Origin of the sequence: Paraburkholderia suaedae (assembly GCF_040812055.1) — a bacterium.
Classification (GTDB): Bacteria; Pseudomonadota; Gammaproteobacteria; order Burkholderiales; family Burkholderiaceae; genus Paraburkholderia.
This window is the reverse complement of sequence record NZ_JBFOAH010000014.1, coordinates 37,162-52,419: the sequence shown is the minus strand read 5'-3', so window position 1 is coordinate 52,419 and position 15,258 is coordinate 37,162. Positions and strand designations below refer to the sequence as shown.

General features: G+C 62.6%; 13 protein-coding genes and 2 pseudogenes. 4 read left to right on the top strand and 11 right to left on the bottom strand.

Translation table 11 applies throughout. The features are described from left to right. Positions 1-28: 28 nt before the first annotated feature. Entirely contained in the window at positions 29-961 is a 933-nt protein-coding gene (locus ABQJ48_RS19585) for an HpcH/HpaI aldolase/citrate lyase family protein (protein ID WP_367839660.1), read from the top strand. Between the two features lie 339 nt (positions 962-1,300). Here ABQJ48_RS19585 and ABQJ48_RS19580 read toward each other — a convergent pair whose 3' ends face one another. The 6 genes from ABQJ48_RS19580 to ABQJ48_RS19555 all read right to left on the bottom strand — a co-directional run bounded on the left by ABQJ48_RS19580 (position 1,301) and on the right by ABQJ48_RS19555 (position 6,974). Then, positions 1,301-2,827 carry an efflux transporter outer membrane subunit gene (locus tag ABQJ48_RS19580; RefSeq protein WP_367839659.1) on the bottom strand — a complete coding sequence of 509 codons (1,527 nt, stop codon included), beginning with the start codon at positions 2,825-2,827 and terminating at the stop codon, positions 1,301-1,303. Positions 2,828-2,839: 12 nt separating this feature from the next. Continuing rightward, on the bottom strand, positions 2,840-3,955 hold the full coding sequence (locus tag ABQJ48_RS19575) for an ABC transporter permease (protein ID WP_367839768.1): 1,116 nt from the start codon (positions 3,953-3,955) through the stop codon (positions 2,840-2,842). 32 nt (positions 3,956-3,987) lie between these two features. After that, the gene (locus tag ABQJ48_RS19570; protein WP_367839658.1) at positions 3,988-4,974 is read right to left on the bottom strand and encodes an ABC transporter ATP-binding protein; all 987 of its coding nucleotides are present in this window, start codon (positions 4,972-4,974) and stop codon (positions 3,988-3,990) included. Next, entirely contained in the window at positions 4,971-5,936 is a 966-nt protein-coding gene (locus tag ABQJ48_RS19565; protein ID WP_367839657.1) for an HlyD family secretion protein, read from the bottom strand. Before ABQJ48_RS19565 ends, ABQJ48_RS19570 begins: the two co-directional genes overlap by 4 nt. Further along, on the bottom strand, positions 5,933-6,628 hold the full coding sequence (locus tag ABQJ48_RS19560) for a TetR/AcrR family transcriptional regulator (protein WP_367839656.1): 696 nt from the start codon (positions 6,626-6,628) through the stop codon (positions 5,933-5,935). Before ABQJ48_RS19560 ends, ABQJ48_RS19565 begins: the two co-directional genes overlap by 4 nt. Before the next feature lie 172 nt (positions 6,629-6,800). Further along, positions 6,801-6,974 carry a phospholipase D-like domain-containing protein gene (locus tag ABQJ48_RS19555; protein WP_473094160.1) on the bottom strand — a complete coding sequence of 58 codons (174 nt, stop codon included), beginning with the start codon at positions 6,972-6,974 and terminating at the stop codon, positions 6,801-6,803. Positions 6,975-7,014: 40 nt separating this feature from the next. Between ABQJ48_RS19555 and ABQJ48_RS19550 the strand changes: the two are divergent. Next, positions 7,015-7,128 (top strand): annotated as a pseudogene (locus tag ABQJ48_RS19550) (DUF899 domain-containing protein); the annotation flags it as partial. A 108-nt stretch (positions 7,129-7,236) separates the two neighbouring features. Here the strand turns inward: ABQJ48_RS19550 and ABQJ48_RS19545 are convergent. Further along, positions 7,237-9,210, bottom strand: coding sequence for a putative bifunctional diguanylate cyclase/phosphodiesterase (locus tag ABQJ48_RS19545; protein ID WP_367839655.1), 1,974 nt, complete (start codon positions 9,208-9,210; stop codon positions 7,237-7,239). Positions 9,211-9,381: 171 nt separating this feature from the next. Further along, positions 9,382-9,780 (bottom strand): hypothetical protein, encoded by a 399-nt coding sequence (locus ABQJ48_RS19540; protein ID WP_367839654.1) that lies wholly within the window; start codon positions 9,778-9,780, stop codon positions 9,382-9,384. A 350-nt stretch (positions 9,781-10,130) separates the two neighbouring features. Here ABQJ48_RS19540 and ABQJ48_RS19535 point away from each other — a divergent pair, with 350 nt between their 5' ends. Then, on the top strand, positions 10,131-10,409 hold the full coding sequence (locus tag ABQJ48_RS19535; RefSeq protein ID WP_006049832.1) for an HU family DNA-binding protein: 279 nt from the start codon (positions 10,131-10,133) through the stop codon (positions 10,407-10,409). Positions 10,410-10,605: 196 nt separating this feature from the next. Here the strand turns inward: ABQJ48_RS19535 and ABQJ48_RS19530 are convergent, their stop codons facing one another. The 3 genes and pseudogenes from ABQJ48_RS19530 to ABQJ48_RS19520 form a co-directional block, all read right to left on the bottom strand. Continuing rightward, positions 10,606-11,724, bottom strand: a complete 1,119-nt coding sequence (locus ABQJ48_RS19530; RefSeq protein WP_367839653.1) for a 3-deoxy-7-phosphoheptulonate synthase — start codon at positions 11,722-11,724, stop codon at positions 10,606-10,608. Between the two features lie 187 nt (positions 11,725-11,911). Beyond that, positions 11,912-12,715: a DUF72 domain-containing protein gene (locus tag ABQJ48_RS19525; RefSeq protein ID WP_367839652.1), complete on the bottom strand. Its 804-nt coding sequence runs from the start codon at positions 12,713-12,715 to the stop codon at positions 11,912-11,914. A gap of 171 nt (positions 12,716-12,886) precedes the next feature. After that, a pseudogene (locus ABQJ48_RS19520) lies at positions 12,887-13,578 on the bottom strand (phosphatase PAP2 family protein). 1,419 nt (positions 13,579-14,997) lie between these two features. Between ABQJ48_RS19520 and ABQJ48_RS19515 the strand changes: the two are divergent. Next, on the top strand, positions 14,998-15,195 hold the full coding sequence (locus ABQJ48_RS19515) for a hypothetical protein (protein ID WP_367839651.1): 198 nt from the start codon (positions 14,998-15,000) through the stop codon (positions 15,193-15,195). Positions 15,196-15,258: the final 63 nt, after the last annotated feature.

Sequence of the window (15,258 nt, the reverse complement as noted above, 5' to 3'; positions counted from 1 at the left end):
CCGCCCACCGTACAAGGACCATAGTCCCATGCGAGTAACAAGAACCTTCCTTGCGGTACCGGCCCATCAGCGCCGGATGGTCGAATCGGCTGCCCGTAGTGCGGCGGATGCGGTCTTTCTCGACCTGGAGGACGCCGTGCCGCAAGCTCAAAAGGACGCCGCACTCCTCGGCGCTATCGCGGCGATCAACGAGCTCGACTGGGGGAAAAAGACTGTAAGCGTGCGCGTCAATGTGCCGGCTAGCGCGACCATCGAAAGGGAGGTGGCACGGCTGTTGACGTTCGCGCCGCGGCTAGACACGCTGCTCATTCCCAAGGTTGAGTGTACGGGTGACGTGGACAGCGTCGTCGGATTGATCCACCTCCATGGCCGACGTCGGAGGACGCCGATCGGTCTCGAAGTGATGATCGAGACGGCTCTCGGGCTTGCGAACTGCGAGCAGATCGCCGGACATTCGGAACTGATCGAGTCGCTGCATTTTGGCGTAGGCGACTTTTCAGCATCGATTGGGGCAAAAGGTGTTGATATCGGGCTTTCACATCCCGAATACCGTCTGACTTCGCGCTCTGCGCAAGGCGATTACTCGAGCACGGCGCTCGATATGTGGGCTTATCCGATGATACGTATCCTGGTCGCGGCGCGGGCTTACCGCCTCAGAGCAATCGATGGGCCCTGCGGAGCGTTTCGTGATGGCGCTTTGACGTCGTCATTGGCTGCCAAGGCTGCGACAATGGGGTTCGACGGAAAGCAGGTCATTCATCCTTGCCAGATCGATGCGACGCGCCGCGCGTTTGTTCCGAGCGACGACGAACTATGCGAAGCTCAGCGTGTCGTGGCGGCGCTCGTTGAAGCGGAGCGCGAGGGACGTGGAGCCGTTCAGGTCGATGGCAAACTGGTCGACTATGCCAACATCCGGATGGCGCAACGTGTCATTGCGATGGCGGCAAACGCAGACTCGTAACCACCGGACTCGCATTTCGACAAACCTGGTTGGTGGCCGGAATCACGCGTCGTCGGAAGCAGCAGCAAATGCGCTGCTCTCGGGATTGGGCGCTGAGCTTTATGGCTGGGCAAGTCGGGACGGGGTAGGGTGCGCTATTAGCCGGGATCGGGCGAACCGACGTTAGCCGCTCACATTAACGGCTCCGATAGCCCTTAAGTTTGCGCTCAGGCGGCCGTCAAGGGGTTGCTAGTTTCGCGGCTTTCCGGCTCGCAGGTTCATGGCGTGCTGCGCCATCCATGAACTGCGTGCCCTGCGATGACGCTCAGCAGTAGTGGCGCAGGTTGACGAACCGATGACTCACGGCCGCGCCCCGAGCGCCTGAAACAGCGCGGCGGTATCCGCATAACGCTGCGCGGCGGCTTTGGTGCGATCGAGTCCGGTCTGCAATTCCTGGCGCTGCGTATCGAGCAGCGACAATTGACTGATGCCGCCCGCCGCATAACGCTGACTCGCGATACCGGCGCTGTGTTGCGCGCTGCGCTGCGCGGCGTCGAGCGCCTGCAACGCAATCGCGTCCTGATCGAGCGCGCGCAGCGCGTCGGCGACCTGTTGCAGCGCCTGCAGCACGGTTTGCCTGTACATCGCGAGCGCCGCTTGGTAGGCCGCCTCCGACGAACGCTTGCGCGCCAGCAGTTCACCGCCGTGAAACAGCGGCTGCGTCAGACCCGCGCCGAAATTCCACACGTTGAAACCCGTCAGCAGATTGGACACGTTGATGCGTTCGGTCGCCGCGCTGCCCGACAGCGTAATGCGCGGATACAGGTTAGCGGTCGCGACGCCGATATTTGCGCTCGCCTGATGCAACAACGCCTCGGACGCGCGAATGTCGGGCCGCTGCTGCGCGAGCGTCGACGGCAAGGTCAGCGGCAGGTCGGCCGGTAGCACGAGGGTATCGAGGTCGAGCGTGGCGAGCTCGGGCGCGGCGCTCAATTCCGCCGGCGCGCGTCCCAGATAGATCGCGAGCTGATGATCGGTTTGTGCGAGCTGTGTGCGCAATGGCGGCACCGTCGCACGGGTTTGCTGCACGAGCGTCCGCTGGCTCAGCAGATCGACCTCGGAGATGCCGCCCGCGTGATAGCGTCGTTCGGCGATATCGAGCTGCTGCATCTGGTTCGCGAGCAGCGCTTCGGTCAGTGCGAGCTGCCGCGCAAGCGACGCGCGCCGGATCGCCGCCGTCACGACGTTGCCCGCGACCGTCAAACGCGCGGCTTCGAGTTCGTATTGCTGATAGTCGACCTGCGCGGCCACCGCTTCGAGCGCGCGGCGATTCGCGCCGAACAGATCGAGCGTGTACGACACCGTGACCTGCGCGCTATACAGCGTGAAGGGCGCAAACGCGCGGCCCTGCGTCAGCTGGCCGAAGCCGAGCGCCTCGGGATCGATCCTCTCGCGCGTGGTCGACAGGTTTGCATCGACTTGCGGCCATAGCGTGCCGCCCGCCTGCGCGCGATAGTCCTGTTGCGCTTCGTCGAGTTTCGCGCGGGCTTGCGCGAGGGTCGGGCTGTCGTCGAGTGCCTGCTGCACGAGCGCGTTCAGTGTCGGCGAGCCGAAAGCACGCCACCAGCCGTCGCCGGGCCCATCGGTCGGCACGAAGCGTTGCGCGGCGCCGCCGGGACCATCGGCTGCGACGGTGCTTGCCGCAAGCGGCGCGGCCGTGTAGCTCGACACGCTGGTCGCGTCGGGCCGATGGAAATCCGGGCCGACCGTACACGCGCACAATCCCGCGCTTGCGCAGAAGGCGGCGAGCCGACGCATGGCGGATCGCTGGGACGAACCGGTCGCGCGATGAAAAACCACGTCGCGCAAGCGAAGAGCGGAACACATTGCAGGCCTTCCTCAATCGAGCGTGCGTCGATAGAACTTCACGGCGATACCCATCACGACGAACAGAAAGATCAGCAGCGGCCACACATGCGGCCACATGTCGGCCCAACCGACGCCCTTGAGCAGAATGCCGCGCACGAGCCGGTTGAAGTAGGTGAGGGGCAACAGGTTGCCGATGTACTGCGCCCACTTCGGCATGCCCGCAAACGGGAACATGAAACCTGACAGCAGGATGTTCGGCAGAAAATAGAACATCGTCAGCTGCATCGCCTGCAGCTGGTTCTGCGCGAGCGACGACAGCGTAATGCCGATCGTCAGATTGGCCGCGACGAACAGTAGAGCGGACAGATACAGCGCGATCAGACCGCCTTCGAACGGCACGTTGAACACGAAGCGCGCCGCCGCGAGAATGATACTGACCTGCACCAGACCGATCGCCACGTAAGGCACGATCTTGCCGGTCATCACTTCGAGCGGCAGCACCGGCGTGGCGAGCAGATTTTCCATCGTGCCGCGCTCGCGTTCGCGCGTGATCGCGAGGCCCGTCATCATCACCATCGTCATCGTCAGGATCACGCCCATCAGACCGGGCACCACGTTGTACTGGGTCAGGCTTTCGGGGTTGTAGAGCCGGTGCAATTGAACGTCGAAAGCGGCGGGGCCGACCGCGAGCGTCGACAGCGGACCCGTAAGGTCCTTCTGCAACACCGACTGGGCGATCGACGGCAGCGCGCCAAGCGCGGTGCCCACCGCGGTCGGGTCCGTCGCGTCGGCTTCGACGAGCAGCGATGGCCGCGCGCCCTTGGCCAGCTCGCGCGTGAAGCCGACGGGAATGTTCAGCACGAACAACACCTTGCCTTGCGCGAGCGCCCGGCGGCCGGACTCTTCATCGGGCAGCGTCGACACGATGTCGAAGTATTCGGAATTGCGCATCGCCGTCACGAAGCTGCGCGTGAACTCGCTGTGATCGGCGGCGAGAACCGCGGTCGGCAGATGCTTCGGGTCGGTATTGATCGCGAAGCCGAACAGCGCCATCTGCATGATCGGCAGCACGATCATCATCGCAAACGTGATGCGGTCGCGCTTTAGCTGCAAAAACTCCTTGCGCACGATGCTCCACCAACGCATCAGCGAAAAGCGTGGAAGGCGGCGCGCGGAATTCACGGTGCTTTGCCCGCGGAAAGAGTGGCGTAATTGTCGGTAGAGCGGTTCATCATGAAGATGAACACGTCTTCGAGGCCGGTTTCCTGTGGTTCGATCCGCAACGCTGGGTCCGAATGAGCCAGCTGGTCGATCGTGGCGTGGAGTTCGGGCGTGTCCGGACCGCTCACGTGCAGCGACGAGCCGAACGCAACGGTCTGCTCGACGCCGGGCGAGCGGCGCAGCCGGTCGCCGAGCTCGACGAGATTCTGGCCGTACACGGCCCACGTCACGAGCCCTTGCGAGTCGATGACCTCGTTGGACGTGCCCTGCGCGAGCAGCTTGCCGTACGCGATATAAGCGAGCTTGTGGCAGCGTTCCGCTTCGTCCATATAGTGCGTGCTGACGAGCACCGAGATGCCGCGTGCCGCGAGGCGGTGCAACTCTTCCCAGAAGTCGCGGCGTGCGCTCGGGTCGACACCCGCGGTCGGTTCGTCGAGCAGCAGCAGTTCCGGTTCATGCAGCATGCACGCGGCCAGCGCGAGACGCTGTTTCCATCCGCCCGACAGCGCGCCGGCCAGTTGCTTCTCACGGCTTTGCAGGCCAAGCTGTTCGAGCGCGCGATCCACTGCCTCGCGGCGGTTCTTCATCTCGTAGATGCGCGCGACGAAGTCGAGGTTTTCGCGGATCGACAGATCTTCCCAATAGGAGAAGCGCTGCGTCATATAGCCGGTGCGCCGCTTGATCTGCGCGCTGTCCTGCACGATGTCGTAGCCGAGACACGTGCCGCCGCCGGAGTCCGGCCTCAGCAGTCCGCACATCATGCGGATGCAGGTGGTCTTGCCGCTCCCGTTCGGGCCGAGAAAGCCGAAAATCTCGCCGCGCTGCACGCGCATAGTGACATCGTTGACCACGTGCTTGGTGCCGAAATGCTTGTTCAGCCCGTGCACGTCGATCGCGTACACGGGGTCGCTGGCGTTGGCGGGGGGCGGCGAGGGCGCACTCATTGCAGCGTGACCGTGACGGGCTGGCCGGGCCGCAGCTTCGGCGCGTCGGCGGTCTGCGGTCTGGCTTCGACCATGAACACGAGCTTCGCGCGGCTTTCGTTGCTGAAGATCACCGGCGGCGTGTACTCCGCCTGGTCCGAGATGAAGCTGAGGACGGCCGGCACATCGGCGGCGCAACCGTCGCAATGAATCGATACGCGACGGCCCGGCGCGAGCGAACCGACCACGCCCTGCGGCACGAAGAAGCGCACCTTGACGTTCTCCGGCGGCAGCATGCGCACGACGGGGCTGCCCGCCGGCACCCATTCGCCGCTGCGATACATCGTGTCGAACACGAGGCCCGCGTGCGGCGCGTGCACGCTTTTCTGATCGAGCTTCCATTGGGCCTGGCCGAGTTGGGCCTGCGCCGCATCGACTTGCGCCTGCTGCGCGCGAATCTGTTCGATTCGCCCAGGCAGACGCGACACGGCGAGTTGGCTTTGGAGCTCGCGCACATGCGCGGCGCTCGACAGCGCGTTCGCGCGCGAGTCGTCAAGCTGACTTTGCGCGATGCCGCCCGCGCCGAATTGCTGTTGATCGCGGCGGAACTGGGAAGCTGTGCGCGCGGCATCCGCTTCGGCCTGTACGAGTTGTGCGCGCGTCACATCGACTTCCGGCGGACGCTTGCCGGTTCCAAGGTCGGCAAGCTGGGCGCGGGCCGAGCGCAGTTGCTCGTTGGCCTGCGCCACGGCGTCGGTTTCGTTCTGCGCTTCGAGGGCGAAGAGCGGCGTGCTCTGCGCGACGGTTTGCCCGCGCGAGACCGCGAGCTCGGTCAACTGTCCCGCCTGCGAAGACGCGAGGTACAGGAACTCGCCTTCCACATAGCCTTGCCACGTGTTCGCCGGTTGCTGCGAACAGCTCGCGCCCGCGATGCACAGTGCGAGCAACGCGACACGTCCGAATGAACTGGCGGACGCAATCATGACGGCTTTCCTTTCGCGCGGCGTGCGGTGGACGTCGCCCGGGTCCTGGCCTTGGCGCTGGTCTTGACCGCCGTGGTTGCGCTCATGCCCTGCGTGAGCAGCGCGACGACGTGGCGTTCGAGCGCCGCACGATCGAGTGAGGTGCGCGGATTCAGGTGCTGCCAGATCCTGGCGGTTGCCTGCGGTAGCATCACGAGGGCCAGCACCGAGTTGAACAGCAGCAACGGTTCGAGCTGCGGGTTCAGCTGACCCGATGCGCAGCCGCGCGCGATGTTCTGACCAAACGCGGCGATCTTTTGCACGGGGATATGCGCAAACGCGCGCTCGCGCAGCAGACCGCCTTCGTTGACGATCTCTCGCAGCCATAGCGACGGCAGCCACGGCATGGTTTCGGTGACGTCGAACATGCGCTTGACGATGCCTTGCGTCAGCGCGAACGGTTCGCCGTGTTCGGGATCGACCGGGTCCCAGATCGCGCCGAACGCGGCGACGAGCTTTTCCTCGAACAACGCGTCGAGGAGCTTTTCGCGAGTCTGGAACCAGTAGTGCACCATCGCGGACGTCACGCCGCTCGCCGCCGCGATTTGTGCGACCGTCGTGTTGGCGATACCGCGCTCGGCGAACAGCGCCACCGCGACATCGAGCAGATGTTCGCGGGCGTCGAAGTCCTGCGGATGAGGACGGCGACCCATTCGGGAACGAGTGACTTGCGCCATGGAAACCGGACTAATTGATGAGTTAGTTAGTTTTAACTCACTGATACTAGGATATTTTCTGGTGCGGCGAAGGAGGGAAAACCCTGGCGGCGGGTGGCGCCCATTCGGTCGTCGATCCCTCAAGAAACTGCGCGACGACGCAGCGCGGTTAGCGTCGACTGGATCGGCTCGCGATGCATCTGGCGAGCACGAGCGCATTTTCGCTATTGCGAGACGCCGCAGCCTGCCTGTAATTAAAAGAGCCGGTCTGGACCGCTGCGCCAACGACGATCATGACCTTGTCATGGTGGATGGGGTAGAGGCTATCGGTGCGCACCGGAATGCTCGCGTTGACGTGCAGGAATTGGGACTAGGCGCGATCGGACCCGCGCGGCGCGCCGGACCTCATGCCGCTGTGGACCGTGCTAGACATGACGCCGGGCGGCCGTGGCTGCGACTGGTATCCGAAGCTGGAGTACCCGGGTACGCCGCGCTGAAGCGGCCCTTGCACAGCCGGATCGTAGCTTCGCGGCGAGCTGCATTGCGGCGGCGCGGCATATGCGGCAAGCGCCGCATGGGCACGGACCTGCGCCGGCGCCGGGAGCTTACCGCTGCGTCTGCCCCGCCAAAGCGTCTTCCCAAGCCCCCTGCAGGTAGCCGGCCACGGCGTCCGCGCGCATGGGCGGGCTGAACAGGTAGCCCTGCACGGCGCGCGCGCCGAGCCCCTTGACGACCTCGGCTTGCGGCGCCGTTTCGAGCCCTTCCACCACGCATTCGAGCCCGAGGTTCCCGCACAGGTCGAGCACCGACTTGACGATCTTCTTCGACGCGCTGTTCGAGTCCACGTCGGTCACGAAGCTGCGGTCGATCTTGATCGTATCGAAGGGCAGGCGGTGCACGTAGCTCAGGCTCGAATAGCCCGTACCGAAGTCGTCGAGCGATACGCGACAGCCAGCTTGCTTGATCATCGCGAGCGAGCGGCGCGCCTGTTCAAAATCGCGCGTGACGGCGGTCTCCGTGATCTCGAACGTCACGCGATGCGGCGGCACGCCGCTCGTCGCGACCATGTCGATCAGACGGCGGGCGCGCGCCGAAGTGGAGATATCGATCGCGGACAGGTTGAACGACAGAAACAGCTCGGGCGGCCAGCGCGCGGCTTCGTTGAGGGCCTTGCACAGCAGCACTTCCGTGACGCGCAAAATCAGTTCGCTGCGCTCGGCAATCCGAATGAATTCTTCCGGCGTGACCATGCCGAGCCGCGGGTTCTGCCAGCGCCCTAGCGCTTCGAGGCCAATCGGGCGGTGCGTAAGCAGGTTGTAGATGGGTTGTAGCTCCAAAAACAATTCCGCTTCGAGCTCGGCATGGCGTAGCTCCTGGGTCAGCAGACTCGAACGCCGGATGCGCGTTTCGTGTTCGGTCGAAAAGATGACCGGCGAGCCGCGCCGGCTTTCCTTGCCGAAATACAGCGCGGCATCGGCGTGCTCGAACACTTGCGCGACCGTCGTGCCCGCTTCGGGAAACGCGGCCCAGCCGATCGTGCCCGATAGCTTGGCGACGTTGCCGCCCACGCGATACGGCTGCCCAAGCGTTTCGCAGATGCGCTGACCCACGGCAAGCAGCATCTCGTTCGTGCGTTTGTCCTGAACGATCACGCCGAATTCGTCGCCGCCCAGACGCGCGAAGAACAGGCCCGGGTCGGCGAGCGCGAGCAGCCGCAAGCCGACTTCCTGCAATACGAGATCGCCGCTCGCGTGCCCGTAGACATCGTTGACCTGTTTGAAGCCGTCGAGATCGATCAGTCCGACATTGAAGCCCGTGCCCGCGGCGAGCGCCTGCTCCGACATGGCGCGCAGCGACGAGAAAAAGCTGCGTCGGTTGGGCAGGTCGGTAAGACTGTCGATGCTGGCAAGCCGGAAGTTCTCGTCACTGAGGCGCTGGGTATTCTGCTGGCTTGCCTGCAGCTGGCGCTGCGCGTGCAGCGCATCGGAAAAGGTGCGGCAATAAAGCTGAATGACGACGGCCAGAGCGATGCCGACCAGCGTCATGTCGACCGCCATCGCGATAAACACCGGATAGCCCGTGAAAACGAGGAAAACCGAAAAGCTTAGGATAACGATTGAAAGCAGAAGCAGTGCGGCCGCACGCAGATGAATCAGGCAAAATACGCAGCCTACCAGCGTCGTCGCCATGTAGAACGCGACCTGCGCCTGCTCGAAACTATTGCCGTAAGGAAACAGCAGAAGCGACCACACGCTGAACGCGACGCCGAAAATGCCGGCAATCCAGATTACCTTGCGCACTTCGGACACCGCTTTGTCGTAGGTCAGCACACGATGCCGGACGCGCCACCATCGCGCGCAACGCACGAGGCACAGCGCGCACAGCGCGGCGGGCACATAGAGAGATAACCATGCCGGCGCGCTGCGCAAATGCGTGACCGCGACGGCCGTCGTGTTGACGATCAGAATGAAATAAAGCAGCGGTATCTGGTGGCTGGATGCCTGAACCTGCGAACGCACCAGTTCCGGGTCGCCCTCGGCAACCGATAGTGCTTTCCTTAACGTCGCTAGCCCAACCATTCGCATTCCTTTCACGTTTGCAGTGCGCACGCAACCTGATATATCGGCCGCGCATTGGGGACCTTGAGAAGCGTTTCAATGGAGGGGACAGCGGGAGGCTCCGACCGGGCAGACGGGGGTGGAGGCCGTTGCTGCGTTGCGCACGGCAGGGCCCCTGCACTTTTCTTCGGCTCAAAGCGCGGGGCAAGACAGTACGCGTTGTGGCGGGACGGCGGTACCGGGTGCCCCGTTTGCGGCCGGCGTGCCTTGCGGCGGCGTGGAAACGAGCCGCACGGTATTCACGCCGGCATTCGCGAGCACGTACTTTTCGGGGCTGTGGTCGGGTTGCCAGTAGGCGTGAAACACCGGGCCGTCGCTGAACATCAGCAGCTTGCCGTGGACCACCTTCGCCCCGCTAACGAGGTCGACCGGTTCGCCGTCGCGCATCTGAAAGCCGCCGGGCGATGTCGAGGCCGAACTCGCGCCGACCAGGATCGCGCAGCCCGCAATCTCGTCGGCGAACGCTATTGGAGCCTCCGCGGACAGGGCTGCAAGCAGGGCGGCACCTGTTGCAAGACGGCCAAATTTCAATTTTTTACTCCTGCCGAATTGTCGATTTCTACTGACATTGTGCCTGCCAACGAGCCATCGTCGCAGTCGAACATAAAGTGGGACGAATGGCGTCCGATTACCGTCGATCACCGCTAAAGCACTGAAATTGCAACGGATTGTGATGCGATGCAAGCATGTGAACCGCGCCAAAAGCACGTCGGCGCGCGCTTTTCATGGCAGATTGCGACGAAAAATCGTCAAATTGGCTCTGGGCGGGTGATACAAGCCTTACACCGAAGGTTTGCGCTAACGCGCGCCTATGCGTTAGTGTGTCGGTCCCGGCGCGACAGATGTGGCGCCGGTTCCATGATTACCATACGGGAAGTGCTATGAACAAACAGGAACTGATTGATGCAGTCGCCGCAGCGACCGGCGAAAGCAAAGCGGCCACCGGCCAAACCATCGACGCGATCGTCGAAGCGGTGACCAAGGCCGTGGTGGGAGGCGATACGGTGCAACTGGTCGGTTTCGGTTCTTTCTCGACCGGCGCGCGCGCAGCCCGCGTCGGCCGCAATCCGTCGACGGGTGCCGAGATCCAGATCGCGGCTGCCAAGACGGTGAAGTTCACCGCCGGGAAGGCGTTCAAGGAAGCCGTCAACGCGTCGTAATGCAACGCGCTTCGCGCCGGAGCATCCACGTGCGCCGTGAAGCGCGCGGCGAGCCATGCATCGGGCGCGAGGCATCACGCGCTGTCCAACGCCGGCAGGCTGCATTGATCGGCGGCTGGCGCGGCGCGTGTGCCTGAACCTTGGTGGCCCCTTGGCGGGGGTTGCCCCGACTGCGGTAGCGGCTCGTCAAGCGCGCTCAGCGAGCGCGGCGCTTGCGCGTTGCGGCGGCCAGGGTGTCGAGCACCGGCTCGGTTTGCGCCCAGCTCACGCAGGCATCCGTGATGGACACGCCGTGTCGCAACGGCACCCCGGCCTTCAAGTCCTGGCGGCCTTCTTCCAGATGACTCTCGAGCATCACGCCGATAATGCGGCGCTCGCGCTGCGATAGTTGCTGGGCCAGATCCTGAACCACCTCCAGTTGCCGTAGATGCGACTTGCCCGAGTTCGCATGCGAGCAGTCGATCATCACCTGTTCGCGCAGACCTGCTGACCGGAGCGCCGCGCAGGTGGCGTCCACTGACGCGCTGTCGTAGTTCGGCCCCTTCTTGCCGCCGCGCAGGATCACGTGCGCGTCGTCGTTGCCGCGCGTTTCGAAGATCGCGGCCATGCCCATTTTCGTCATGCCCATGAAGGCGTGGCTCGCGCGCGCCGCGACGATCGCGTCGGCGGCAATCTGCACGCCACCGTCGGTGCCGTTCTTGAAACCGATCGGGCAGCTCAAGCCCGAAGCCAGTTGCCGATGACTCTGGCTTTCCGTCGTGCGCGCGCCAATGGCGCCCCACGCGATCAGATCGGCGATGTATTGCGGACTGAGCAGATCGAGGAACTCGGTAGCCGTTGGCAGTCCCAGACCGTTGATGTCGAGCAGCAATTGCCGCGCGCGCCGCAGACCTTCGTTGATGCGGAAGCTGCCGTCCAGACGCGGGTCGTTGATATAGCCTTTCCAGCCGACCGTCGTGCGCGGCTTCTCGAAGTAAACGCGCATGACGATCAGCAGATCGTCTTGATACGTATGCGCTGCGGTCTTCAGTTTGCGGGCGTATTCGATTGCCTGGTCATGGTCGTGGATCGAGCAGGGACCGGCGATCATCACGAGCCGGTCGTCGCGGCCATGAAGAACGTCGGCGATTTCCACACGCGTTTTCTCGACGAGCGTCTGCACGGCGAGCGGCACCGGCAACTCGTCTTGCAGCAGTGCGGGGGAAATCAGCGGACGAACTGCGCCGATCCGCACGTCGTCGATGCGCGTGGTGTCCTGGGTGGCGTCGGCCGAGCCGACTTCCTGGTCGTGCAAAGGATTGTCGATGGCGCTCAAAATATTCTCCGGGGCGTGATGTTAGGTCGGCGGCGTCGCCTCGATGGTGAGGGCACGCTGCGTGGGGTCGGTGTCGGGCGGGCGTTGCCGCTGCACTGTGCGTTGCGCGCAGCATTCGCATCAGGTGCGCACCGATTCGCTGGCGCGATTATGACATCCGCCAGAGGTGCCGGGGATTGCGCCAAACTCAGAGTTTGCCGATTAGCGCCATCGCCGCAGCCGGGTTGCGTTCCTTGAAGCCGCTGATCACGTACAGGTAGACGTCGCGCGGAGCGGCTTTGGCCGGGGGCTCGGCGGCTGTTTCGAGGTCGTCCGGCGTCGCACCGGCGGCCAGTTGGCGCGCGCGGTGGGCCCATGCGTCGAGCGCTTTGGCCGAATAGCCTATGGCCTGCTTATCGGTTGTGCCCATGATGCGCATATACACGAACGGCGCGGTGAGGTCGGCGATTTGCGGATACTCGCTGTCGCCGGCCAGCACCACCGCGACTTTGTACTGGCGTGCCAGCGCGATGAAGTCCGGCGTTTTGAACGTGTCGTTGCGCACTTCGACGGCATGCCTGAGCTTCTGGCCTTCGATGGTCGCGGGCAGCAGTTTCAGAAAAGCCTCGAAATCCTCATGATCGAATTTCTTGGTCGGCGCGAATTGCCAGTTGATCGGACCGAGCTTCTGTTTGAGCAGCAGCACCCCGCTCGAGAAGAAGCGTTCGATCGTTTCGCCCGCATCGGCAAGCACTTTTCGGTTGGTCGCGTAGCGCGGCGCCTTCAGAGAGAAGACGAAATCGTCCGGCGTTTCCTGATACCACTTCTCATAGCTCGCCGGCTTTTGCAAACCGTAGAACGTGCCGTTGATTTCGATGGTCGACATCTGGCGGCTCGCGTATTCGAGTTCGCGGCTTTGCGTGAGGTCCTGCGGATAAAAGACGCCGCGCCAGGGCGCATAGGTCCAGCCTCCAATGCCAACCCGGATGCGCGGTTTTGTGGGCGTTGCCATAGCCAGTTTTCCTCGTCGTTCTGATGTGCCTTGCGGCGCTGCGGCGTCGATGCCGACGTTAACAGCTATACCTTGCGACAATCCAGGCGTGACCTGCAAGTTGCCGGTACATCTGTTTTGCCAATAGTAGCGGAGACTGGATCGGAGCGAATGGGCGAGGGGCACGGGCAATCACAGTGCTTTGGAAAGCGACTGCCCCAGCAGTCGGATTTCGTCGAACTGGGTGATCAATTCGAAGCACAAGAGAAACGCCAACGTATAGGAGGGTCCGGGAAATCTGTGAATCCATCGCAGAATCGGCGCTGCAAAACGCGTTCTAACGGGGTCGCGAGTCATTGCCCGGGCGATGATAATCCCGATCGCCGCCCCCCCGAGTATGTCGGTCGGATAGTGCAAGCCGAGGTAAATGCGCGGCAGGCATATGAAGATCGCGGTGTACAAAAGCGCGAGCACGCCGACGCGGCGCCACACCAGGAAGATTCCTGTCGCGACCGACATCCACAGCATCGCGTGGTCGCTCGGAAAGGAACTCCAGGTTCGCAGCACCGCCTCTCGCAGACCGGCTGGTGGAAAGTTCAGGTGCAGCTCGGGGTTGTAGATCGGCCGTACCCGAAATGGCAGGTAATGGGCGAGAAGCCTGCCGATGGCGAGCGCCATGAGGCCGCTTGCAATCGTCGCGATGACCATTTCACGGTTCCAATGTCCTGGCCGGGCTTGAACCATATCCACCACAAAATGGGTACGAGCACGAAGCCCTTGAACGTATATAGGTCCGCAATTACCCTGATCGCGTGGTTAAGCATGATCGAGGTAAAAGCGATGTGCGTCAGGAAAGTCTGAATCGCCGTATCGAAACCGTTCATTTCGGCATTTCCTCTTAGATTTATCGTTACAAGAATGCCTGGGTTGCGCAGGCTGCCGCACACTTTCGCGCGCAGCCCCGCGTGAGCCAAGTGTGGCACCCAACAAGTCGTAAAAATTAAAAACGAAAAAAGCAGGAGCGAGGAGAGAAAAGATAACCGATGTCAGAAGTATCGGCGCGAACCGGCTTGATGCGGCAATGAAGCTTTTGGCGGTTTCAAGGACTCAGGCATCGGCCGCGAGCACGGGGCGGCTGCGGTCGCGAGTTACACAAGACGAAGGCTTTCTGCATCGCAGAGTCAAACTGAAATCGCGAGAGCGGACGCGCGCCCGCTCGGCAGACGCTTTCCATTCCCCAAAAATCGGGAACGAAACGGCTTTAAGTCGATGGGCCAGCGGACCCTCGCCGAGGCACAGATTCCTGATGCACAGCAGGACAGGGGGCCGTGGTACGTTCGCGCCGGATTGCTTTCAACCCAGGCTGATTTGAAGGCCGCAGCGCAACGGGCCCCGGGCGCTAACGCTGATGTGAAAGACAACGCAGCATTCCCGGCGAAGTTCAGGTATCAGGTCAAGCCAAATACTCGTTAGGGATACTGAGCGATTAACCGCCGACGGCGACACTGACAGGTGCGGGGACGGTGGCAAGTTCGGTAGGGAACGGCAAGGTGTAGCACGCACGGGCGGCGCGCTGACATTGCCTCATTGGCCGCTTCCGGGAGCGGGTCCTGCCGGTGGTTGCCCCCCGTTCCATGCGGCAAGCCTTGGTCAAGGTGCGGTCCCAATTAAAACGACGATCGTGAAAAACGGGCGCGTTGCTTCCTTTTTGTGGACGGCGCTTAAGGTATTCCCTAATGCCGATTTGATCCATACGGACGCCGCGGCAACGACGACTTCAGAGCGTTTCATCGATGGTCGCGTCGCCACAAAGGTCAGTCGTGCCCCGCAACGGCTCCCGACAGTCGGACAAATAAATGCTCATTGAATTAGAAACAAGCGACTCGCGCGCGTGGTAATAAGCATATTTCGAGTATCGGTCACACACGCCCCACGCAGAAAGCACGCCCGGTTGACCTGCAAACACGGCATTCACATATAATTATACCTCCGCGCTGTGGCATTAATTGGCCTTGGACCCGAGATCACCAATGCGTCCAGGTCTCGCGGGCCCGCCCATCAAGGCGTCCATCGAATTCCTCCCGGTATGTCAACGACAACGAGGCGCCTTTTGACGCCAGTGAATAAGCAGACGAAACAAAAAAGTGCGCTGCATATTGCAATTAATAATGCCGAGGTTATGATGACGTCTTTGTAAGGTTTCCTGCAGTTTGACTTTCATACGCAAGGAAATATTTGCTGCCAGTCCGTCGCGGAGTGGGTAATTAATGCTTGCGCGGCGCAAACTAAATCGAGGAGACGATATGCTGAGTCCCCATGAATTCGCCACCCTCATGCTGATTAAGGACGCGCCAGATCAGATCGAACTGGGTCGCGCCGAACTCGACACACTGCTGGAGCGTCAACTCATATCGCTCGAAAGGTTGGCGTCGGGCCACCCACGTCCTCGTGTCACAAGCGAAGGCGCTTCCATTCTCAAGGCCGTCGCGCGTAGGCGTTAAGGGAATTCCCGCGTGTGCCGCTGTATCACGCGGCGAGCGCGCCAAATAAAAAAATAAACGAAG

What these genes read in the sequence shown, in the direction of transcription:
- ABQJ48_RS19585 (WP_367839660.1), top strand. Translation starts at nt 29, where the DNA reads ATGCGAGTAACAAGAACCTTCCTTGCGGTACCGGCCCATCAGCGCCGG.
- ABQJ48_RS19580 (WP_367839659.1), bottom strand. Translation starts at nt 2,827, where the DNA reads ATGTGTTCCGCTCTTCGCTTGCGCGACGTGGTTTTTCATCGCGCGACC.
- ABQJ48_RS19575 (WP_367839768.1), bottom strand. Translation starts at nt 3,955, where the DNA reads ATGCGTTGGTGGAGCATCGTGCGCAAGGAGTTTTTGCAGCTAAAGCGC.
- ABQJ48_RS19570 (WP_367839658.1), bottom strand. Translation starts at nt 4,974, where the DNA reads ATGAGTGCGCCCTCGCCGCCCCCCGCCAACGCCAGCGACCCCGTGTAC.
- ABQJ48_RS19565 (WP_367839657.1), bottom strand. Translation starts at nt 5,936, where the DNA reads ATGATTGCGTCCGCCAGTTCATTCGGACGTGTCGCGTTGCTCGCACTG.
- ABQJ48_RS19560 (WP_367839656.1), bottom strand. Translation starts at nt 6,628, where the DNA reads ATGGGTCGCCGTCCTCATCCGCAGGACTTCGACGCCCGCGAACATCTG.
- ABQJ48_RS19545 (WP_367839655.1), bottom strand. Translation starts at nt 9,210, where the DNA reads ATGGTTGGGCTAGCGACGTTAAGGAAAGCACTATCGGTTGCCGAGGGC.
- ABQJ48_RS19535 (WP_006049832.1), top strand. Translation starts at nt 10,131, where the DNA reads ATGAACAAACAGGAACTGATTGATGCAGTCGCCGCAGCGACCGGCGAA.
- ABQJ48_RS19525 (WP_367839652.1), bottom strand. Translation starts at nt 12,715, where the DNA reads ATGGCAACGCCCACAAAACCGCGCATCCGGGTTGGCATTGGAGGCTGG.
- ABQJ48_RS19515 (WP_367839651.1), top strand. Translation starts at nt 14,998, where the DNA reads ATGCTGAGTCCCCATGAATTCGCCACCCTCATGCTGATTAAGGACGCG.